The sequence below is a fragment of the Nocardia concava NBRC 100430 genome (assembly GCF_000308815.1).
Lineage (GTDB): Bacteria > Actinomycetota > Actinomycetes > Mycobacteriales > Mycobacteriaceae > Nocardia > Nocardia concava.
Genome location: NZ_BAFX01000046.1, coordinates 17,392 through 34,941 on the forward strand (window position 1 = coordinate 17,392; position 17,550 = coordinate 34,941).

At 69.6% G+C, this 17,550-nt stretch carries 17 protein-coding genes; 9 read left to right on the forward strand and 8 right to left on the reverse strand.

The features are described from left to right. Positions 1–909, reverse strand: coding sequence for a LysR family transcriptional regulator (locus ON43_RS08880; protein WP_040805676.1), 909 nt, complete (start codon positions 907–909; stop codon positions 1–3). 61 nt (positions 910–970) lie between these two features. On the opposite strand from ON43_RS08880, the gene ON43_RS08885 reads away from it, so the two are divergent. Next, complete coding sequence (locus ON43_RS08885) at positions 971–1,321, forward strand: DoxX family protein (RefSeq protein ID WP_040805678.1); 351 nt, start codon at positions 971–973, stop codon at positions 1,319–1,321. A 71-nt stretch (positions 1,322–1,392) separates the two neighbouring features. On the opposite strand, the gene ON43_RS08890 is transcribed toward ON43_RS08885, so the two are convergent. Then, positions 1,393–2,676 carry an MFS transporter gene (locus ON43_RS08890; RefSeq protein WP_083913257.1) on the reverse strand — a complete coding sequence of 428 codons (1,284 nt, stop codon included), beginning with the start codon at positions 2,674–2,676 and terminating at the stop codon, positions 1,393–1,395. 223 nt (positions 2,677–2,899) lie between these two features. Here ON43_RS08890 and ON43_RS42290 point away from each other — a divergent pair, with 223 nt between their 5' ends. The 8 genes from ON43_RS42290 to ON43_RS08930 all read left to right on the forward strand — a co-directional run bounded on the left by ON43_RS42290 (position 2,900) and on the right by ON43_RS08930 (position 10,775). Then, positions 2,900–4,318: a serine/threonine-protein kinase gene (locus tag ON43_RS42290; RefSeq protein WP_051178173.1), complete on the forward strand. Its 1,419-nt coding sequence runs from the start codon at positions 2,900–2,902 to the stop codon at positions 4,316–4,318. A 98-nt stretch (positions 4,319–4,416) separates the two neighbouring features. Next, complete coding sequence (locus ON43_RS08900) at positions 4,417–5,472, forward strand: AraC family transcriptional regulator (RefSeq protein WP_167333425.1); 1,056 nt, start codon at positions 4,417–4,419, stop codon at positions 5,470–5,472. A 135-nt stretch (positions 5,473–5,607) separates the two neighbouring features. Continuing rightward, entirely contained in the window at positions 5,608–6,105 is a 498-nt protein-coding gene (locus tag ON43_RS44695; RefSeq protein ID WP_157513961.1) for a hypothetical protein, read from the forward strand. Between the two features lie 26 nt (positions 6,106–6,131). Beyond that, entirely contained in the window at positions 6,132–7,331 is a 1,200-nt protein-coding gene (locus ON43_RS08910; RefSeq protein ID WP_051178176.1) for an MFS transporter, read from the forward strand. A gap of 4 nt (positions 7,332–7,335) precedes the next feature. Further along, positions 7,336–8,007 (forward strand): class II aldolase/adducin family protein, encoded by a 672-nt coding sequence (locus ON43_RS08915; RefSeq protein WP_040805680.1) that lies wholly within the window; start codon positions 7,336–7,338, stop codon positions 8,005–8,007. Then, the gene (locus ON43_RS08920) at positions 8,007–8,939 is read left to right on the forward strand and encodes a carbohydrate kinase family protein (RefSeq protein WP_040805683.1); all 933 of its coding nucleotides are present in this window, start codon (positions 8,007–8,009) and stop codon (positions 8,937–8,939) included. Before ON43_RS08915 ends, ON43_RS08920 begins: the two co-directional genes overlap by 1 nt. Then, positions 8,936–10,303, forward strand: coding sequence for a flavin monoamine oxidase family protein (locus ON43_RS08925; RefSeq protein ID WP_040805685.1), 1,368 nt, complete (start codon positions 8,936–8,938; stop codon positions 10,301–10,303). Before ON43_RS08920 ends, ON43_RS08925 begins: the two co-directional genes overlap by 4 nt. 13 nt (positions 10,304–10,316) lie before the next feature. Further along, entirely contained in the window at positions 10,317–10,775 is a 459-nt protein-coding gene (locus ON43_RS08930) for an SRPBCC family protein (protein ID WP_040805687.1), read from the forward strand. On the opposite strand, the gene ON43_RS08935 is transcribed toward ON43_RS08930, so the two are convergent. From ON43_RS08935 to ON43_RS08960, 6 genes are read right to left on the reverse strand one after another with little or no spacing between them, the layout of a single operon-like run. Next, positions 10,759–13,002 carry an MMPL family transporter gene (locus ON43_RS08935; protein ID WP_245568516.1) on the reverse strand — a complete coding sequence of 748 codons (2,244 nt, stop codon included), beginning with the start codon at positions 13,000–13,002 and terminating at the stop codon, positions 10,759–10,761. The two genes, ON43_RS08930 and ON43_RS08935, sit on opposite strands and share 17 nt — an antisense overlap. A 57-nt stretch (positions 13,003–13,059) precedes the next feature. Then, the gene (locus ON43_RS08940; protein ID WP_051178177.1) at positions 13,060–13,752 is read right to left on the reverse strand and encodes an O-methyltransferase; all 693 of its coding nucleotides are present in this window, start codon (positions 13,750–13,752) and stop codon (positions 13,060–13,062) included. Next, complete coding sequence (locus ON43_RS42300) at positions 13,749–14,585, reverse strand: NAD(P)H-dependent oxidoreductase (RefSeq protein WP_051178178.1); 837 nt, start codon at positions 14,583–14,585, stop codon at positions 13,749–13,751. The genes ON43_RS08940 and ON43_RS42300 overlap by 4 nt, the downstream gene beginning before the upstream one ends. A gap of 3 nt (positions 14,586–14,588) precedes the next feature. Then, positions 14,589–15,116 (reverse strand): cupin domain-containing protein, encoded by a 528-nt coding sequence (locus tag ON43_RS08950; protein WP_040805731.1) that lies wholly within the window; start codon positions 15,114–15,116, stop codon positions 14,589–14,591. Then, positions 15,113–16,171 carry a type III polyketide synthase gene (locus tag ON43_RS08955; RefSeq protein ID WP_040805689.1) on the reverse strand — a complete coding sequence of 353 codons (1,059 nt, stop codon included), beginning with the start codon at positions 16,169–16,171 and terminating at the stop codon, positions 15,113–15,115. The genes ON43_RS08950 and ON43_RS08955 overlap by 4 nt, the downstream gene beginning before the upstream one ends. 40 nt (positions 16,172–16,211) lie before the next feature. Then, on the reverse strand, positions 16,212–17,225 hold the full coding sequence (locus ON43_RS08960; RefSeq protein ID WP_040805691.1) for a UbiA family prenyltransferase: 1,014 nt from the start codon (positions 17,223–17,225) through the stop codon (positions 16,212–16,214). Between the last annotated feature and the right edge of the window lie 325 nt (positions 17,226–17,550).

Sequence of the window (17,550 nt, forward strand, 5' to 3'; positions counted from 1 at the left end):
TCAGCTCGGTTCGGTCGCCTCGCGGTGTGCGAGGCAGCTGCGCACGAAGTCCTGAACCACCGGGTCGGCGTCCTCGGCGGGCCGCCAGACGACGCCGACCCGGGTGGGGCTCACCCCGCTGACCGGGCGGTACACAATGCCGGGCTTGGCGAAGAAGCGCGCCGAGGACTCCGGCGCGAGGGCGATGCCGTAGCCGTTGGCGATGGCGATCAGCCAGTCGTCGGTGCGGTCGGTGACCGCGCCGACCCGCACCGGATGCCCCTCACGTTCGTCGGCGGCCAGCCAGAAGTCGCGCCACGCACCGGTTTCCGGCGGGGCCGTGACGAACGGCTCGTCCCACAGTTCGCGGAACTCGATCACCTCGCGGTCGGCCAGCGGATGCGCGGCGGGCAGCGCGACACACCGCGGCTCGGTCAGCAGCCATTCCACCCGCAGCCGCTCCTGGCCGGGAAAAGGCAAGCGCAGCAAGGCGATATCGACCTCGCCCTCGACCAGCCCAGCGGTCGGATTCGACCATTCCGCGGCCTGCCGCATCTCCACCCGCCACTCCGGTCGCCGCCGTGCGAACTCCGCGATGATGAGCTGGGTGGCCTCATTGGCCGCGCTGGCCACGTAGCCGACCCGCAGCAGCCGCGCCGCCCGGCTGGCCGCGCCCCGGGTCTCGGTCAGCGCCGCGTCCCAGCTGCCCAACACGTTCGGCACCCGTTCGGCCAGCGCCCGCCCCGGTTCGGTCAGTGCCATACCGGCTTTGGAGCGGGTGAACAGTTCGACGCCGAGCTGGGACTCCAGCTGCTTGATCTGCTTGGTCAGCGCCGGTTGCGAGACGAACAGTCGCTCGGCGGCGCGGCTGAGATTCCCCTCCTCGGCGACGGCGGCGAAGTAGCGCAGCAACCGGGTGTCCACATCCATGCCATCAGGTTATAGATGCAGGTATTGGACGTGCGAATCCCCTTGGACCAGGCTCGAAGACATGTTCATCACCTACCTGGCCGTCACCGCGATCGCGATCGCCATGAACGGCGCGATGGCCGTCACCGATCTCGCCCGCGCCGATTTCGTCGTCGCCAATGCCGCCGCAGTGAGGTTCCCGCAGTCGCTGGTTCCGCTCGCCGGAATCCTCAAGGGGGCGGGCGCCCTCGGCCTCGTCGCGGGCCTCGCGGGCTTCCGGCCCCTCGGCATCGCCGCCGCATTGGGCCTGACCCTCTACTTCGCCCTCGCCCTGATCGTTCACGTCCGCGAGCGCGTCTTCTACAACATCGCCTTCCCCGCCGCGTTCTTCGCCGTCGCCGCGGGTGCCCTCGCGCTCGCTGTCGCGCAGTAGCGGCCGATGGCCTGCGAAAGAGGGCCTCGGCCGTCGGAGTGACGGTGCCGAGGCCCTTTTCGATCGATTCCTCAAGCGGCGGCGGCGATTTCCAGCTTGCGCGGGGTGCGGACGGGCAGGTGGACGATCACCTGCGGATCCCGGCGCGGCCAGGCCCGCAGCGCCACCGTGATGCCGATCGCGGCGAATCCGGCCAGTGTCAGCCAGGTGGTGGTGAAACCGGCTGTGGTGGTGAGCCATCCGGTGATCGGGTAGGTCAGCAGCCAGGCCAGGTGCGAGAGGGAGAACTGGGCCGCGAAGAGGGCGGGCCGGTCCGCCGCCTGCGAGGACTGCCGCAGCACCTGGCCGGTTGGCGTCAGGATGGCGGCGGTGCCCGCGCCGGTCAGCGCCCAGACCGCGATGGCCGCGCTCCACCGCCATTCACCCGAGTCCGCAAGGGACAGTGCGATGGCCGCGCCCAGGCCGGTCAGCAGCGTCGCCGCGCCGGCCAGCATCACCGGGCGGGCGCCGGTGCGATCGAGCACCCGGGGGAGGGCCAGGGCCACGAGCATGGTGCCGAAACCGTTGGCGGCCAGCAGCATTGCCACTCCCGACTGGTTCCCGCCGAGGGTATCCCGCACGTAGTTGACGGTGTTCACCATGACCACCGACCCGGCGGCCGCGACCACCAGATTCAGTCCGAGCAGCCCGCGCAGCCGGGGAGTGGCGGCGAAGATGCGCACGCCCACCGTGATCCGCTCCCGGAACGAATCACCCTCGGCGACATTCGCATTCGGAATCCGCGTGGCGATGACCAGCAGGGCCGACACCCCGAACCCGATCGCGGTTCCGACGAACAGCCAGTGGAAGCTCATCACGGTCAGCGCCGCGGCCGCCAGCATCGGACTCAGCAGCGTCTCCATGGTCGCCGCCAGCTGCGCCGCCGACAATGCTCGGGTGTACTGCTTCTCGTCCGGCAGGATGTCGGGAATCACGGCCTGATACGTGGGTGTGTATGCGGCGGAAGCGGTTTGGAGCACCGCGATCAGAACGTAGATCTGCCAGATCTGATCGATGAACGGCAGCGCCAGCACGACCGCGCCCCGGATCAGATGCAGCGCCGTCAGGAACGTCCGCCGCGGCAGCCGCCCGGCATACGCCGCGACCACCGGTGCGACCGTCACATAGACCAGCATCTTGATGGTGAGCGCGGTTCCGAGCACCGCGGCCGCGCCGCCACCGGCCAAGTCGTAGGCGAGCAACCCCAGCGCGACGGTGGTCAGGCCGGTGCCGAACAACCCTGACACCTGAGCGGTGAACAGTCGCAGATAGTCGCGATTACGGAAGAGCGAGTTGAGGGTAAGGGCGGAGGCCATCGGAATCACTTCCTCGGAGTAGGTGGGTCGGCTGGTTGCTGCTGAGACATCGGCATTCACACATCGCCCACTCCTCTCCGGTCCGGTTCCGTCTACTCGCAGAAATGTAATACCCCCTGGGGGTATATACAACCTCTCGCCCGGTGATGCGCGCCACGATGGCCTTCGAGTACGGTTGAGGGGTTCCGAATGTTGCTGGGGCACTGAACCGCTGGGGGCCTTCATGTCGGCGCTGGGACGACCGGGATGGGTGCTCGCCGGGCGGTATCGGTTGATCGAGAAGCTGGGGACCGGTGGGTTCGGGACCGTCTGGAAGGCGCGCGACGAGCAATCGCGGGTCGATGTCGCGGTGAAGGAAGTGCTGCTCCCGCAGGCCGAATCGAGCGCGGAGCACGCCGAACGGGTCGCGCGGGCCGAACGCGAGGCGCGCAATGCCACCCGGCTGCGGGACCATCCGAACATCGTCACCGTCCTCGACGTGGTCACCGACGGTGTGACGCCCTGGATCGTCATGCGCCTGGTGCCCGGCCGATCCCTCAAGCAGCGAATCGACAGCGATGGGCCGGTGCCCGCCGCCGAGGCCACCTCCATCGCCGCCGCGATGTTGCGGGCGCTGCGGGCAGCCCATGACGCGGGAGTCGTCCACCGCGACGTCAAGCCGGGCAATATCCTGCTCGCCCCCGAGGGCGAGGTCCTGCTCACCGATTTCGGAACCGCCCGCCACCATTCCGATCACACGCTGACTGCCAAGGAGACGCTGATCGGTTCGTTCGAATACATGGCGCCCGAACGCATCGACGGCGACGACACCCCGGCCGGAGACCTGTACTCCCTAGGCGTCACGCTGTACCACGCGGTGGAGGGGTTCTCCCCGTTCCGTCGCGACACCATTCACGGAACCATGAAGGCGGTGCTGTTCGGTGCGGCCCGCCCACCCGCGCATGCCGGGCAACTCGGGCAGCTGATCACCGCGCTGATGGACAAGCATGCGGAGCGACGCCCCTCGATTCCGGAGGCGCTGACACTGCTCGAGGCCCGGACGCCACCGGCCCTCGGGCCGAAACCGCAAGCCCCCGCCGGGAGTTCGCGATCGCCGGTGTCCGGCCGGCGGCGTCGCGAGGTCGGTCAGCTGCTGGCCAGTGCCCGCGATCACCAGAAGCGCGGCGATATCGGCGAGGCCGAACGACTACTCCGCAAGGCCGCCGCGATGGATGACGCCCTCTCCATGTCCTTCCTCGCGCGCCTGCTCGAAAACCGGGGCGCCCGTACCGAGGCCGAGCGCTGGTACCGGCAGGCCGCCGAGAGCGGCGAGACGCTCTCGATGCTCACCCTGGGCCACATGTGCATGAAGGCGGGCGACCTCGATCAGGCCGCCTACTGGTACCGCCGCTACATCGACCACGGTCACGTCCTCGGAAAGGTCCACCTGGCAACGGTGCACGAGGCGCGGGGCGAGGACGACAAGGCCGAACGCCTCTACCGCGAGGTGGAACGGGACGGCGACATGGTCGCCCTGAAGGCCCTGGGTGACCAGTGGAAATCCCTGGGCCGCACGGAAGCCGCCAAGCGTGCCTACAGCAGATCCGCCCGGGCCGGTTATGCCCCGGCCAAGGCGGCCCTCGAAGGCTTGACCTCGCGCTAGGGCCGCGGTGTTCGCGGGACCTTGATGCTGCGGTGTTCGCAGGAACTTAATATCGGGAAACGGGCAGGCGAGACGCGGTATTGCCTAATATTGGTCGCGTGACCAACTTGACGGCGGCACGGGGATCGGGACTCGTGAACGCTCGAATCGATCTGCCGATCATCCCGCCCACGGTTCTGAGCGGGATCGTGGAGATCGGCCGGCGGGAAGGGGCCGAGGTCGACGCGTGGTTCGTCGGCACCGGCCTCGAGGCCGCGCACATGCTGGCCCCCGATCCCGGCAAGGTGTCGTTCCGCCAAGCCGCGACGGTGCTGCGGCGGGCCGTACGGGATATGCCCGGCAAGCCGCTCGGCATGCTGGTCGGCGGCCGGGACATGCTGCTGTCGATGGGAATGCTCGGGGTCGCCATGCGGTCGTGCGCGACGGTGGGTGACGCGGTGGCGGTGGCGCTCGATCTGCATCTGGCCTCGGGCAGCCTCGTCGACGTGGATCTCGAATACCTCGGCGACGAGGTGGCGTTGAGTTTCCGGGAGCGGCGGCCCGAGCCGGAGCTGCGCCGGTTCCTCATCGAGGAGGCCCTGTCCACCGTCATGGTCTTCGCGCGCACGGTCGCCGGTTCGAACTGGTCGCCGTCCCGGGTGGAGTTGACCTACCCGCCCCCGTCCTACGCCGCCGAGTACGCGCGGTTCCTGCGCTGCCGGGTGGAATTCTCCGCCGATGCCGACCGCGCCTTCTTTCCCGCGAGCGTGCTCGATATCGCCTTCCCGACCCATCACGAACCCACCCGGGCACTCGCCGTCGACGCGTGCCGGCGACTGCTGGGCGTGGATCGCCGGGAGTCGGATGTGGTGGCCGCGGTCGAGGCCGTGCTCGAACAGGATCTGCGGCATCCGCTGTCGGCGGCCGACGTCGCCGGTCATCTGCACATGTCCGAACGCACCCTGCGCCGCCAATTGGCCGTGGCCGAGCAGAGTTTCAGCACGATCCGGGACCGGGTGCGGCAGCGGCAGGCGATCCTGCTGCTCCGGGAATCCACGCTGCCGGTCGCGAGCGTCGCGCGCGAGGTCGGCTACAGCGATATCCGGGACTTCCGGCGCGCCTACATCCGCTGGACGGGGCACCCGCCCAGCGCCGAGCGGCGGCTCGCGGGCTAGGGGGGATTTCCGGCCGTTGCGGGGCGTGCACGGTCAGCGTCCGCTCAGCGCGTGTGACGGCGTTCACCCGGCCTTAGATTGCTGGCCAGCCGCTGGTCACCCTGCTACGCGGCGAAGAATCGCGAAGGATCCACCATGCGGAACACTGCACGTACCCGGATGACGCTGGCGGTCGCCACGGCGGCCCTGATCACGCTCGGCGCGGAGGCCGCGACGGCCAATGCCGCGCCCGCGGCCTCGGATCCGGCGGTCTCGGCCGCGCCCGCCGCCGTCACGCCCGCCCCCGTTCTGCCTGTGGCCGATGCGGTTTCGCCGATCCCGACGGCGACGCCCATCGACGCCCAGGCCGATATCACCAATGCGCTGAACCAGGCCGGGAACGAATTCATGCTCGCCGCCACCGTGGGCACCATGGCGGGCGGCGTGGTCGGGCTGGTCGCGGGCTGCGCGATCGGGGCCGTCGTCGGCATGATCGGCGGCTGCATCCCCGGGCTCGGAATCGGCGCGGCGGTCGGCCCGATCCTCGGCGGCGTCATCGTCGGTGTCCCCGCCGGTCTGGCCGCGCTCGGCCAGGCCTACGCCACCCTGCACGCGGCGGGCGAGATCAGCGCGCCGCTGCCCGCCATGCCCTGACCGCTGAGATCGAAATCGGGAGTCACGTGAAGAACCGCGCCGAATTCATCGGTCTGGCAGGCGCTTACGCCGCCCAGGGGCTCGGGTACGCGACGCTGGTCACCGTGCTTCCGCAGCTCGAGACGCGGCTGCACATCGGCGAGGCGACGGTGTCGCTGTTGCTGCTGGGCGTGTGCGTCGCGGCGGCCGCGGGTTCGGCGCTGGCCGACCTGGTGGCGGTGCGCTGGGGCAGTCGGCAGGCGCTGTGCTCCGGGTTCGTCTTGGAAGCCGTTGCGCTGGGGGCGATCGCGTGGCTCACCGACTTCGGTGTCTTCGTCCTCGCCTTGGCCGCCTACGGAATCGGGCTGGGCATGGTCGACGCCGCGTCCAACATGCAGGGCGTGCTCGCGCAGAAGCGCAGCGGCACTTCATTGTTCGGGCGGTTGTACGCCTCCTATACCGCCGCGGCGGTGGGTGGCGCGTTGCTGGTGTCGGCCTGCCTCGCGACCACCTCGTCGCGGCTTCCGCTCCTGCTGACCGCGGCGGCGCAACTGGCGGTCGCGGTCGCCGGGATCCGAGTGTTCGATCGGGCGCGGGCCGCCCATCGGCCGCATGACGACGCTGCGCGGCGAGACCCGTTGCCGCGCAGTGGAATCTGGTTCGTCGGGTTGCTGGTGCTCGCGGCGTTCACCGTCGATTCGGCGGTCTCCGCCTGGGGCACGGTGTATCTGGCCGATGGTCTCCGGGTCGCGAGCGCGGCCGCGCCGCTGGGGTACGCCGCCTATCAGGCGGCGGTGTTCCTGGCCCGGCTGGCCGTGGATCCGGCGGTGCGGCGTTTCGGCCGCCCGCTCCTGGCCACCGCGGCCACGGCGGTCGGGATCGCCGGATGCGGTGTCGTCGCGGCCGTTCCGACCCTCGTGGGGGCGGTCGCCGGATTCGCCGCGGCGGGCGTGTGCACCGGGATCCTGGTGCCGATCGCCTTCAGTGCGGCGGGCGAGCTGCGGCCAGAGCGCAGCGACGAGGTGATCGCCCGGGTCAACCTCTTCAACTACGCCGGAGCCGTCGCGGGCGCGGTGGCGCTCGGACTGGTCGCGGCCGGGCCCGCCCTCGGCTACGCGTTCGCGATTCCCGCCGTCGTCCTGCTTGTCGCTACGCCCGCGCTGCGGCGGCTGCGCCATGATGACGGTGACGAGAACGCGATCCGCCGCCCGGCCGCGGTCGGCGGACGACCGGAAAGGGCGCGGTGACCCGATGTCGCACAAGGAATTCGACGAGGCTCGTGCAGCCGTGGCCGCGGCGGCCCAGCGGCTGGCCGCGGCCGGGTTGCTGATCGGCACGGCGGGCAATGTGAGTCTGAAGGTGGGCGAGCACGTGGCCGTGACCGCCACCGGCGTCCGGCTGGCGGAGGCGGGACCCGAGCACGTCACCGTCGTGGATGCGGCCGGGCGGGTGGTCGCCGGTGAGCTCGCGCCCACCTCGGAACTGGAGCTGCATCTGGGCGTGTACGCGCGGTTCGACGCCGGCGCGGTGGTGCACACCCATGCGATCGAGTCCACCGCGCTGGGGCTGGTCGTGGACGAGATCCCGTGCCTGCACTATCAGCAGCTGCTGCTCGGCGGTGTGATCCGGGTGGCCCCGTTCGCCACCTTCGGCACCCCCGAACTGGCCGCCCACGTGCTCGCCGCGCTGGACGGCAAGCGGGCCGCACTGATGGCCAACCACGGTGCCGTCGCCCTCGGCTCGAGCCTGGACGACGCGGTGGAGAACACGCTGCTGCTGGAGTGGCTGTGCGAGATCTACCGCAAGGCAACGGTTTCGGGTCCGGTGCGCACGCTCAGCGAGGAACAGCAGCTGGCGGTCATCGAGGCCGCGCTGCGCCGCGGCTACGGCACCACCCATCGTCTGGAAGAACAGGACACCTAGTGGACCAATCGATTATCTGCCTGGGAGCGCACGTGTTCGACGTGCAGGTGCGGCCGGTGCAGGAGATCCCGGAAGGGCAGGGCGCGACCCTGGTCGAGCAGATCCGTTTCAGTCCCGCGGGCACCGCCGGTGGCACAGCTTTGACGCTGGCGAAACTCGGTGCGTCGGTGCGCTGCGCGGGCGCGATCGGCACCGACCCGATCGGTGATCTGCTGCTGGCCATGCTCGGCGCGCGCGGCATCGACACCTCGCTGCTGTTGCGGCGCAAGGAAGTTCAGACCTCGGCGTCGGTGCTGCCCATCCGGCTGGACGGGAGTCGGCCCGCCTTTCACGTGCCCGGTGCCAACCTGACCTACGGGCCGGACGACGCTCCGCACGAGGAGATCGCCCGCGCCACCCACCTGCATCTGGGCGGACCCGAGCTGATCGGCGGGGAGGCGGCGGCGCGGATTCTCGAACCCGCCCGCGCCGCAGGCGTTGTCACGTCGGCCGATCTGCTCGCCTCGGGCGATCCGGGTGTGCTGGCCTGGATCGCCCCGGCGCTGCCGCATCTGGACTATCTGCTGCCCAATGACGATCAGGTGCTGGGCTGCACCGGCGCCGCCACCCTCGAGCAGGGCTGCCGCGACCTGGTGGATCGTGGCGTCGGTTGCGTCGTGGCGACGCGCGGTGCGCAGGGCGCGCTGGTGGTCACCGCCACCGAAACCTTCGCGGTACCGGCCTTCGCCACCGACGTCGTCGACACCACCGGGTGCGGGGACGCGTTCTCGGCCGGTTTCCTGCGCGGCATCGCCCTGGGGCGCGATCTGCGGGCCGCCGCCGTATTGGGTTGCGCGGCAGCCGCACTCGTGGCGCAGGGGCTGGGCAGTGATCACGGCGACTTCGATCTGGCCGCCGCCGACGCCTATGCCGAAGGGACCGCCACGCTATGAGCGAGAAGACGGACGTCATCGTCGTCGGCGCGGGACTGGCGGGCCTGACCGCCGCCCGCGACCTGGTCGCCGCGGGACTGAATGTGGTTGTCCTGGAAGCCCGTTCGCGCGTCGGCGGGCGGACTCTGAATCACGACCTCGGCGACGGCCGGGTGGTCGAGGCCGGTGGTCAGTTCGTCGGACCCACCCAGGACCACATCCTCGGGCTGGCCGAAGACCTCGATGTGAAAACCTTCCCCGCCTACAACGAAGGCGCGACTGTCTACGTGCGCGGTGATTCCGCGCGTCGTTTCACCGGCGACATTCCGCCGGACGTGCTGGCACTGCCGGACCTGGGTGTCGCCATGCACCGGATCAACACACTGGCCCGCGGCATCCCACTCGACGAGCCCTGGCGCGCGGACCACGCCCGGAAATGGGACGGTACGACCTTCGAAAGCTGGCTGCGCGGCACCACTCTCACCGACGGCGCGCTGGACCTGGTGAACGTCTTCCTCGGTTCCGCCTACGGCGGTTCCGCCGCCGACGCCTCGCTGCTGTTCAGCCTCTGGTACATCGCCGGTTTCGGCAACGAGACCACACCGGGCACCATCGACCGCGGCATCGGGGTCACCGGCGGCGCCCAGGAATCCCGCTTCGTCGGTGGCTCCCAACGCATTTCGGAACTCATGGCCGAGCAGTTGGACGGCCGGGTGGTGCTGGATTCCCCGGTCCGGATGATCGAGCAGGACGCACAGGGTGTGCGTGTGATCGCCGACTCCGGTCTCTACCGGGCGGCCCGCGTGATCGTGGCCATCCCGCCCGCCCTCGCCGCCCGCATCGCATGGCGTCCCCTCCTGCCGCCGCAGCAGGACGCCCTGTTCTCCCGCCTGGCCTTCGGCACCTTGATGAAATGCGAAGCGGTGTACCCGGAACCCTTCTGGCGCGCCGACGGACTCAACGGCCAGGGCGTCTTCCGCGCCGATTCCCCCGTCTGCTCCATGTTCGACAACACCCCGCCCGACGGCGGCCCCGGCGTCCTCATGGGCTTCGTCGGCGGCCCGGAGTGGCGCAAATGGGCGCCCCGCCCGCCCCGCGAACGCCGCGGCGCGGTGCTGCGGCAGTTCGCGAAGGTCGTCGGCAAGGACGCGCTGCGCCCGATCGACTACTTCGAAATGGATTGGACCGCAGAGGAATGGACCCGGGGCGGCCCCACCTCGGTCCCCGGCCCCGGCGTATTGACAAGCCTGGGCTCCTGGCGAGACACCCCCTTCGGCCTGGTGCACTGGGCCGGGGCCGAACACGCCGACCACTGGAACGGCTTCATGGACGGCGCAGTGCGCTCCGGCCGCGACACCGCCCATGCCGTCCTCGCCCAGTTCTGACGAAAGAGCCCCCATGCCAGCCCATTTCGAAATCTCCGAACGCGCGATCATCCCCGCCCCCGTCGAACGGGTTTGGGAGGTCGTCTCCAACACCGCCCGCTACGCCGAATGGGTGGCCGCGGTCCTGGAAGTGACCGACCACCACGGCACCGCCGAACTCGGCAAGACCTACTCCGAACGCAACCGCACCCTCGGCCCCCTGACCACCCGTTCGGTCTGGACGGTCCGGGAGATCGAGCCGCTGCGTCGTCGCGTCGACACCGGCGTCGGCTTCGAACCACTCCGGGAGATGACCAATATCTTCGAGTTCCGCCCGGTCGACGCCGGAACGGAGATGACCTACGCCGTCCGCTACCGAATCACGCCCGCCCCCTTCGGGCACCTGCTGCATCGCATCGTGCAACCCGGCACCCGCCAGGGCATGCAGGCGTCGATGTCCAATCTGAGCGACCTGCTCATCGCTGAAGGCTGACATCGGTGGGGGCGTGTTCGGTGAGGCCGATGCGAATGTGCAGGGTCCGCAGGGGTTTCGGCGCCCACCAGTTCCAGCGGCCCATCAGGCGCATGAGCGAGGGGACGAGCAGACAGCGGACCAGGGTGGCGTCGGCCAGCACGGTCAGCGCCAGGCCCAGCCCCATCAGCTGAATGAAGGCGAGCCGGGAGAAGACCAGGGCGCCCAGGACGATGGCCATCAGGACCGCGGCGGCGGTGAAGATGCGGCCGGTGCGGGCTATGCCCATGGCGACCGCCCGGGTGTTGTCCTCGGCGGTCCCGTCGGAGGCCACCCATTCTTCGCGGATGCGAGAGAGCAGGAAGACCTCGTAGTCCATGGACATGCCGAAGGCCAGACAGAACATCATGATCGGGACATTGGCGACCAGGTAGCCGGTGGGGGTGAAGCCGAGGAAGCCGGACAGGTGGCCGTCCTGGAAGACCCACACCATCGCGCCGAAGGCGGCGGTGAGGGAGAGCGCGTTCATGAGCAGCGCCTTGATCGGGAGCAGGACGCTGCCGGTGAACAGGAACAGGACGCTGAACATGGCCGCCGCGATCCAGACCGCGGCGAAGGGGAGTTTCGCGCCGATGGCGTGGAGGGTGTCCACGTTTTCGGCGGCGGCCCCGGTGAACAGGGGCGGGACCGGCGGGGTGACCGCGCGCAGCCGATCCAGTTGTTCCTGTCCCGCGGCCGAATACGGGTCCAGGGCGGTGCCGACCGCGAGGACCGCGCCCGCATCGGTGATCATCCCCGCCGGCGCGGAGGCCAGGCGGGCGCCATTGATGTAGGTTCCGGCCCCCGACAGGACCGCGGACGCGCCGGGCACTTTGGACAGGGCGGTCGCGTACGCGCCGAGTTCCTCGGTGCTGCCGTGGAATCCGGGCAGCACCACGGTGATCGCGCTGGCCGGGTTCTGGGTGAACTCGGTGCGCAGGATGTCGCCGACCTCGCGGCTGGAGGTGACGCCCGCGCGAATGGCGCGATCGTCGGGTGTGCCGAATCTGATGCCCAGGAACGGCGATCCGAGCAACAGCAGGATCGTCACCACGGCCAGCGAGATCGGCACGGCGCGGCGCGTGACGAGGGTGACCATGCGGTACCAGACGCTCTGCTCCGGCGGCACCGTCCGGGTCGGGCCCAGCCGCAGCCAGCGGCGCACCGGCACCCGCAGGTCCCAGGCGTTGACGCGCGCGCCGAGCAGCGCCAGGCAGGCGGGCAGCACCACGACAGAAGCCAGGGCGGCCGCGGCCACCACCGCGAGCCCGCTGTAGGCGAACGAGCGCAGGAAGAACATGGGGAAAACGATGAGCGCGGCGAGCGAAAGCACCACCACCAGAGCGGAGTACAGCACGGTGCGACCGGCCGTGCACACGGCCCGCACCGCCGCGTCCCGCATATCCAGCCCGGCGTCGAGTTCCTCGCGATAGCGCGAGACGATGAACAGGCTGTAGTCGATCGCCAGCGCCAATCCCAGTGCGGTGGTGGTGTTCAGGGCGAACACCGACACATCGGTGAACTCGGTGAGGATGCGCAGCAGCGCCATGGTGGTCACGATGGACACCAGCCCGATGGCGACCGGCAGCAGCGCGGCCACCACGCTGCCGAACACCAGCACCAGCACGATCGCCGAGAGCGGGATGGCCACGGCCTCGGCCAGGGCCAGATCCTGGATGCTCACCGCGTTGAGATCGCGCAGCGTGGTGGCGTAGCCGCCCGCCTGCACCGTCACGTCCGGGAAATCGGGTAGCGCGCGGACGATTTCGTCCGCGGCGCGCTGCTGGGCGGTGTCGTCGCCGCCGATGCGGGCCAGCACCAGCGCGGTCTTGCCGTCGGAGGTGCGCAGCGCGGTCCGCAGATCCGGCGCGGTGGACCAGTACGACCGCACCGCGACCACATCCGAGCGCGCCTGTAGCCGGTTCACCAGCTCCGTGCCCGCCGTGCGCGCCGCCGTGCTCTCCACTCCGTCGGGCGATTGCACGGTGAGGACGAGATTGGGTGCCGCGCCGCCGAATTCGGCGTTGAGCAGCTCGGTGGCGCGGGTGGATTCGGCGGCCGGCGGGGTGAAGCCGCCGGCCTTCACGTGGGTGGCGACGGTGCTGCCCAGCGCGCCGCACACGATGATCAGCAGCAGGGTCGCGCCGAGCACCGTGCGCGGCCGGTGCACCGCGAACCGCGCGATCCGCTCCAATATCGAATTGCCCACTGTGGCTGCCTTTCTCGCGGCACTCGGTGCTGTTCGCGGCTTTGCGTGCGGGGCTGCTCAGGGCAACCGGGTGATCAGGTCGATGCCGTCGTCGAGGGGCAGTGCGGTGCGCACGTAGCGATCCGGCCGCGCCGCCAGATACCGGTGGAAGTCGCCGATCTTGTCGGCGTGCTTGGAAACATTGTCCGAGACGATCACCGCGCCCGGGGCCAGTTTCGGCTCCATGATCCGGAAAATGGGCAGATGCAAGGGAATCCAGCCGTCCAGCAGCAGCAGGCCGACCGGTCCGGCCAGCCCGGCCAGGGTGTCGCGGGCGTCACCGACCAGGATTCGCGCCCGGTCCGCCAGCCCCGCCGCCGCCAGATTGGCGGTGGCGGCCGCTGCCTTGTGCGCGCTGAGCTCGGTGCCGATCACCCGGGCCCCGGTCCGTTCGGCCGCCGCGGCCAGATACAGCGTCGACATCCCATAGGACGTCCCGTATTCCACGATGGTAGCCGCCCGCGTGGCCAGCGCCAGCTGATACAACAGCCGCCCCACCGGCCGCGCGACGGGCAGCAGCGCCTCCTCGGCGACGGCCGTGATCGCCTGCAGCGCAGCGCCGTTCGGCGTCGCACCCAAGGTTCCCAGCGAGGCGCCCACGGCCCCGAGCAGTGCCCCGTCCGTGCTCGCGGTGCCCTCCAGGCGCTCGATCACCTCGCTGACGCGCGGGTCGAGGAAGTCCAGCCGGACGTCGTCGGCGGTGTCGATCATGAATGTCCTCCTGAAGGTATGAGCGTGGCCGGACCCGCGACGTCGTTCGCCATCGCGCGCGAATCGGGCTGCGCCGCAGGCGTGGTGCCGCCCTCGGCGGCGATCCACTGGGCGGCGACGGCCGGGTGGACGCCCGCGTTGCGCAGGCGTTCTATGACGGCCACGGGTGGTGCGCCGCGGCCGAGCGCCTCGCGGATCATCGGCGCGAAGCGGGCGCGCTCGATCACCTCCCGGCGGGTGTCGAGCAGGGTGCGGTGGGCGGCGGCGGCGCCCGCGTGCACCAGTGCGCCGAACTGTTCCAAGGCCACCGTGACCACCGCGCGCACGGCCGCGTCGGTGATCTCGACGGTCCCGTCCGCACCCGGCCTGAGCACGCTGGGTGCGGAGGCGAGCACGATCTCGGGCTGATACAGCACGATGTTGCCGAGATAGGACAGCACCCGGTTGAGGTCGGCCAGCCCGCGCGCGCCATTGCCGCGCGAGAGCGTGACCACCACGGGCAGTACCGCTTTCCCGCGCAGCGCGCCGTCGCCGTGCGGTCGCGACAACCAGTCCAGGGCGTTCTTCAGCACGCCCGGGATGGACTGGTTGTACTCCGGCGACGCGATGATCACTCCGTCGGCCGCCGTGACCGCGGCCCGCAGCGCGGCCACGCCCGGATGATCCGGGTAGACGTCGATGTCCTCGCTGTAGAGCGGAACCTCGCCGAGTCCGTCGAATATCCGGTAGTGGCAATCGAAGGGCAGCAGCCCGGGCACCGCGCCGAGGAAGGCGCGGTTGAAGGATCGGCTCCGCAGGGAACCGGGTATGGCGAGCACGGTCGGTATCGGCACGGCTCACCCGGCGGGGGGTTCGTAGAGCAACTGGGTCAGCTGCTCGATGTCGTACTTCTCGCGCAGCGCCGCCACCGCGGCCGGATCGACCTGCTCACCGTCGCGGAAGATCTCGATCAAACCCTCGAAGTAGTGCTCGTGGTCCGGTGGCGGGGACGCCTGGAAGAACATCTTCGCGGGCCGACCGGACACATTGCGGAAGGCGTGCGCGCAGCCCGGCGGCACGAACAGCACGCTGCCCGCCGCGGCGGTGATCACCTGGTGGTCCTCCTCGGACCGCCACTGCGACCAGTGCCCTTCCTTGGACACCGGTTCGAAGGCCAGGAACTCCAGCTCGCCCTCGACGATGTAGAACAGCTCCTCCGAGTGCGCGTGCCGGTGCGCGCCCACGTCGAAGCCCGGCGGCACCAGCACCTCGAAACTGGATGCGGCGCGGGAATGTTCGCCGGTGACCTTGAAGACCACCTCGTGCGCGGCACTGATCAGCCGTTTGCCCTCGCCGGGCGCGACATACAGACCCTGAACGCTCACGGTGTGACCCACTCTCCCAGCGAGATCTCGGCGGTGATGCCCGGCCCGAACCCGGCGATGATGCCGCGCCCGATCTTCGGATTGTCGGGGTCCTCGAACAGCCGCCGCATGGCGTCCAGCACTACCGCGCTGGCGATATTGCCGTGCTTGGTGAGGGTTTCGCGGCTGTAGCGGAACTGGTTCGGGGCCACGTCCAGGTACTTCGACAGATCGTCGAGGATGCGCGGCCCGCCCGCGTGCACGATGTAGAAGTCCAGCAGCCCGGCATCCCAGCCCTCCTGCTCGGACACGGTGCGCAGCACGGGCGCCAGCGGTTCCATGGTGCCGGGCACCCGCTTGTCCAGCTGGAAGTGGAAGCCGGTGGCGCGCACCGCGTAGGAGATCCACTCGGTGGTGCCGGGGATCAGGTAGGAGGCGTTGCGCCGCAACTCGATTCCCACGTCGCCGGGCGAGACCTCGTCGGAGACCACGACCGCCGCCACCGCGTCGCCGAACAGCCCGTTGGACAGCAGTGTGCCCACCGCGATATCCGTCGGCTGATAGCACAGCGAGCAGAACTCGCACGCCACGATGAGCGCGTTCGCGCCCGGATGTGCCCGGCAGAAGTCCAGCGCCCGCGCGATGGCGGCACCGCCTGCCGCACAACCCAATTGGGCGATGGGCAACTGCGAGGTGGAGGGCTGGAAGCCCAGCTCGTTGATCATCCAGGCCGTCATGGAGGGCATCATGAACCCGGTGCACGACACGTAGATGATGACGTCGATGTCGCTCGGCGTCTTGCCCGCGTTGGCCAGCGCCTCGGCGACCACGATCGGGACGTAGTGCTCGGCCTCGCGCCGGTGCACCAGGTTGCGCTCCTCGAATCCCGGGTGCCGCAGCGCGACTTCCAAGGGCTGCACGATATTCCGGGTCTCGACGCCGGTATTGCGGATCAGCCGCAGGGCCAGCTCCAGGTCCGGGTTGCCGGCGTGCAGCTGCTCGGCCACCGCGAGGGTCTGCTCCAGGGTGACGACTTCCTCGGGGAAGGCCACCGCGGGCTTGTGCAGGATCGCCATCCGTCTCTCTTCTCTGACTCGTGGGGGATGGGGCGGGCGGTTAACCGGCCGCGAAGACCAGGGCGGCGAGCAGGACGGTCGTCCATCCCACCAGGATCGTGTGCGGGGGAGCGAGTTTCGAGCGGGCGCGCAGCGCCGCCACCCCGTCCTCCAGCGATCGGCCGCGCACCGCGAGCGCGGTGGTGCCGACGAAGCGCACGGCCAGCAGGCAGGCCGGCAGATACAGGACCAGCCCCCAGTTCGGACCCGAGAGCGTCAATACCGACGCGGTCACCAGAGACGCACCGGCACAAAGCATTCCGACACCGACGGTGAGCGCGCGGGTCAGGCCGAGGGCGCGCACATAGGTGCGGATCCCGTACAGCTCGTCCTCGGGGAAGTCCTCGGCGTGGTTGATGACGATGACGCCGATATTGGTGAGGGCGAACCCGCAGATCACCCCGACCGCGGCCCAGGACACGGGGTGCTCGAAGGCGCGCAGCACGAACAGGCCCGGCAGGATGAAGTACACCGCGAGCAGCACGGGCAGCTGCCAGATTCCGCGCCCGTTCAGGTGCAGCGGCGGCAGCGAATAGCCCATGCCGAGCACGGCCCACAGGCCGCCGATGAGCAGCAGGTCCAGATGCCCGGTGCGGTAGGTCAGATAGCCCTCGATCACCGCCACCACCAGGCTCGATGCCGCGATCTGGCGGACCACGGCGGTGACGCCGAGCCCGTAGACGGCCTGCGACAGGCGGGTCTTGTAGATGGCGTCCATCTCGCGGTCGGCCAGGCAGTTGGCCATATTGCCGACCTGGATGGACAGGATCACCACCACGGTGGCGAGCAGCATGTTCAGGGAGAGCAATTCGCGTGCGGTTCCGGCGATCAACAGTGCCGGAACCAGGGGCACGGTGAGGGTGAGGGGCAGGAATTCCACGCGGCGGATGCGCAGGCCGTAGCCGAGCCATTCACCGAAGCCCAGTTTTCCGGCAACCGGCTGCTCGCGCTCGTCGGTGAGAATTCTGGTCCATTGTTTCGAAAGCGTCAGTGACGCGGAACTATTATCCGTCATTTCGAAATTTCTCCGTATAGCAAGATATTGTCATGCCCGGCCGCGGCGGTCTCGTGAGCGAGAAACGGCTGGTGACAAAGTTTTTGGAGGGGAAACTGCCGGGAGTCCGAGACTGCGTCCGGCGGCGGATGCGCACAGCGGTGGCGCGAATTCAGCGTGACACAACGGGTGTCGAACGTCAACAGATACGAAACTGTTGACGGCCCCGGATCGATGTGTCACGCTGAATTCGCGCCACTCGTGCGCACTTTCGGCGTTGTCGCCTCGAATCTCTGGAATCGGCAATCCATTTCCCTGTGCCGTTTCTGTTCTCGCATTCACTTTC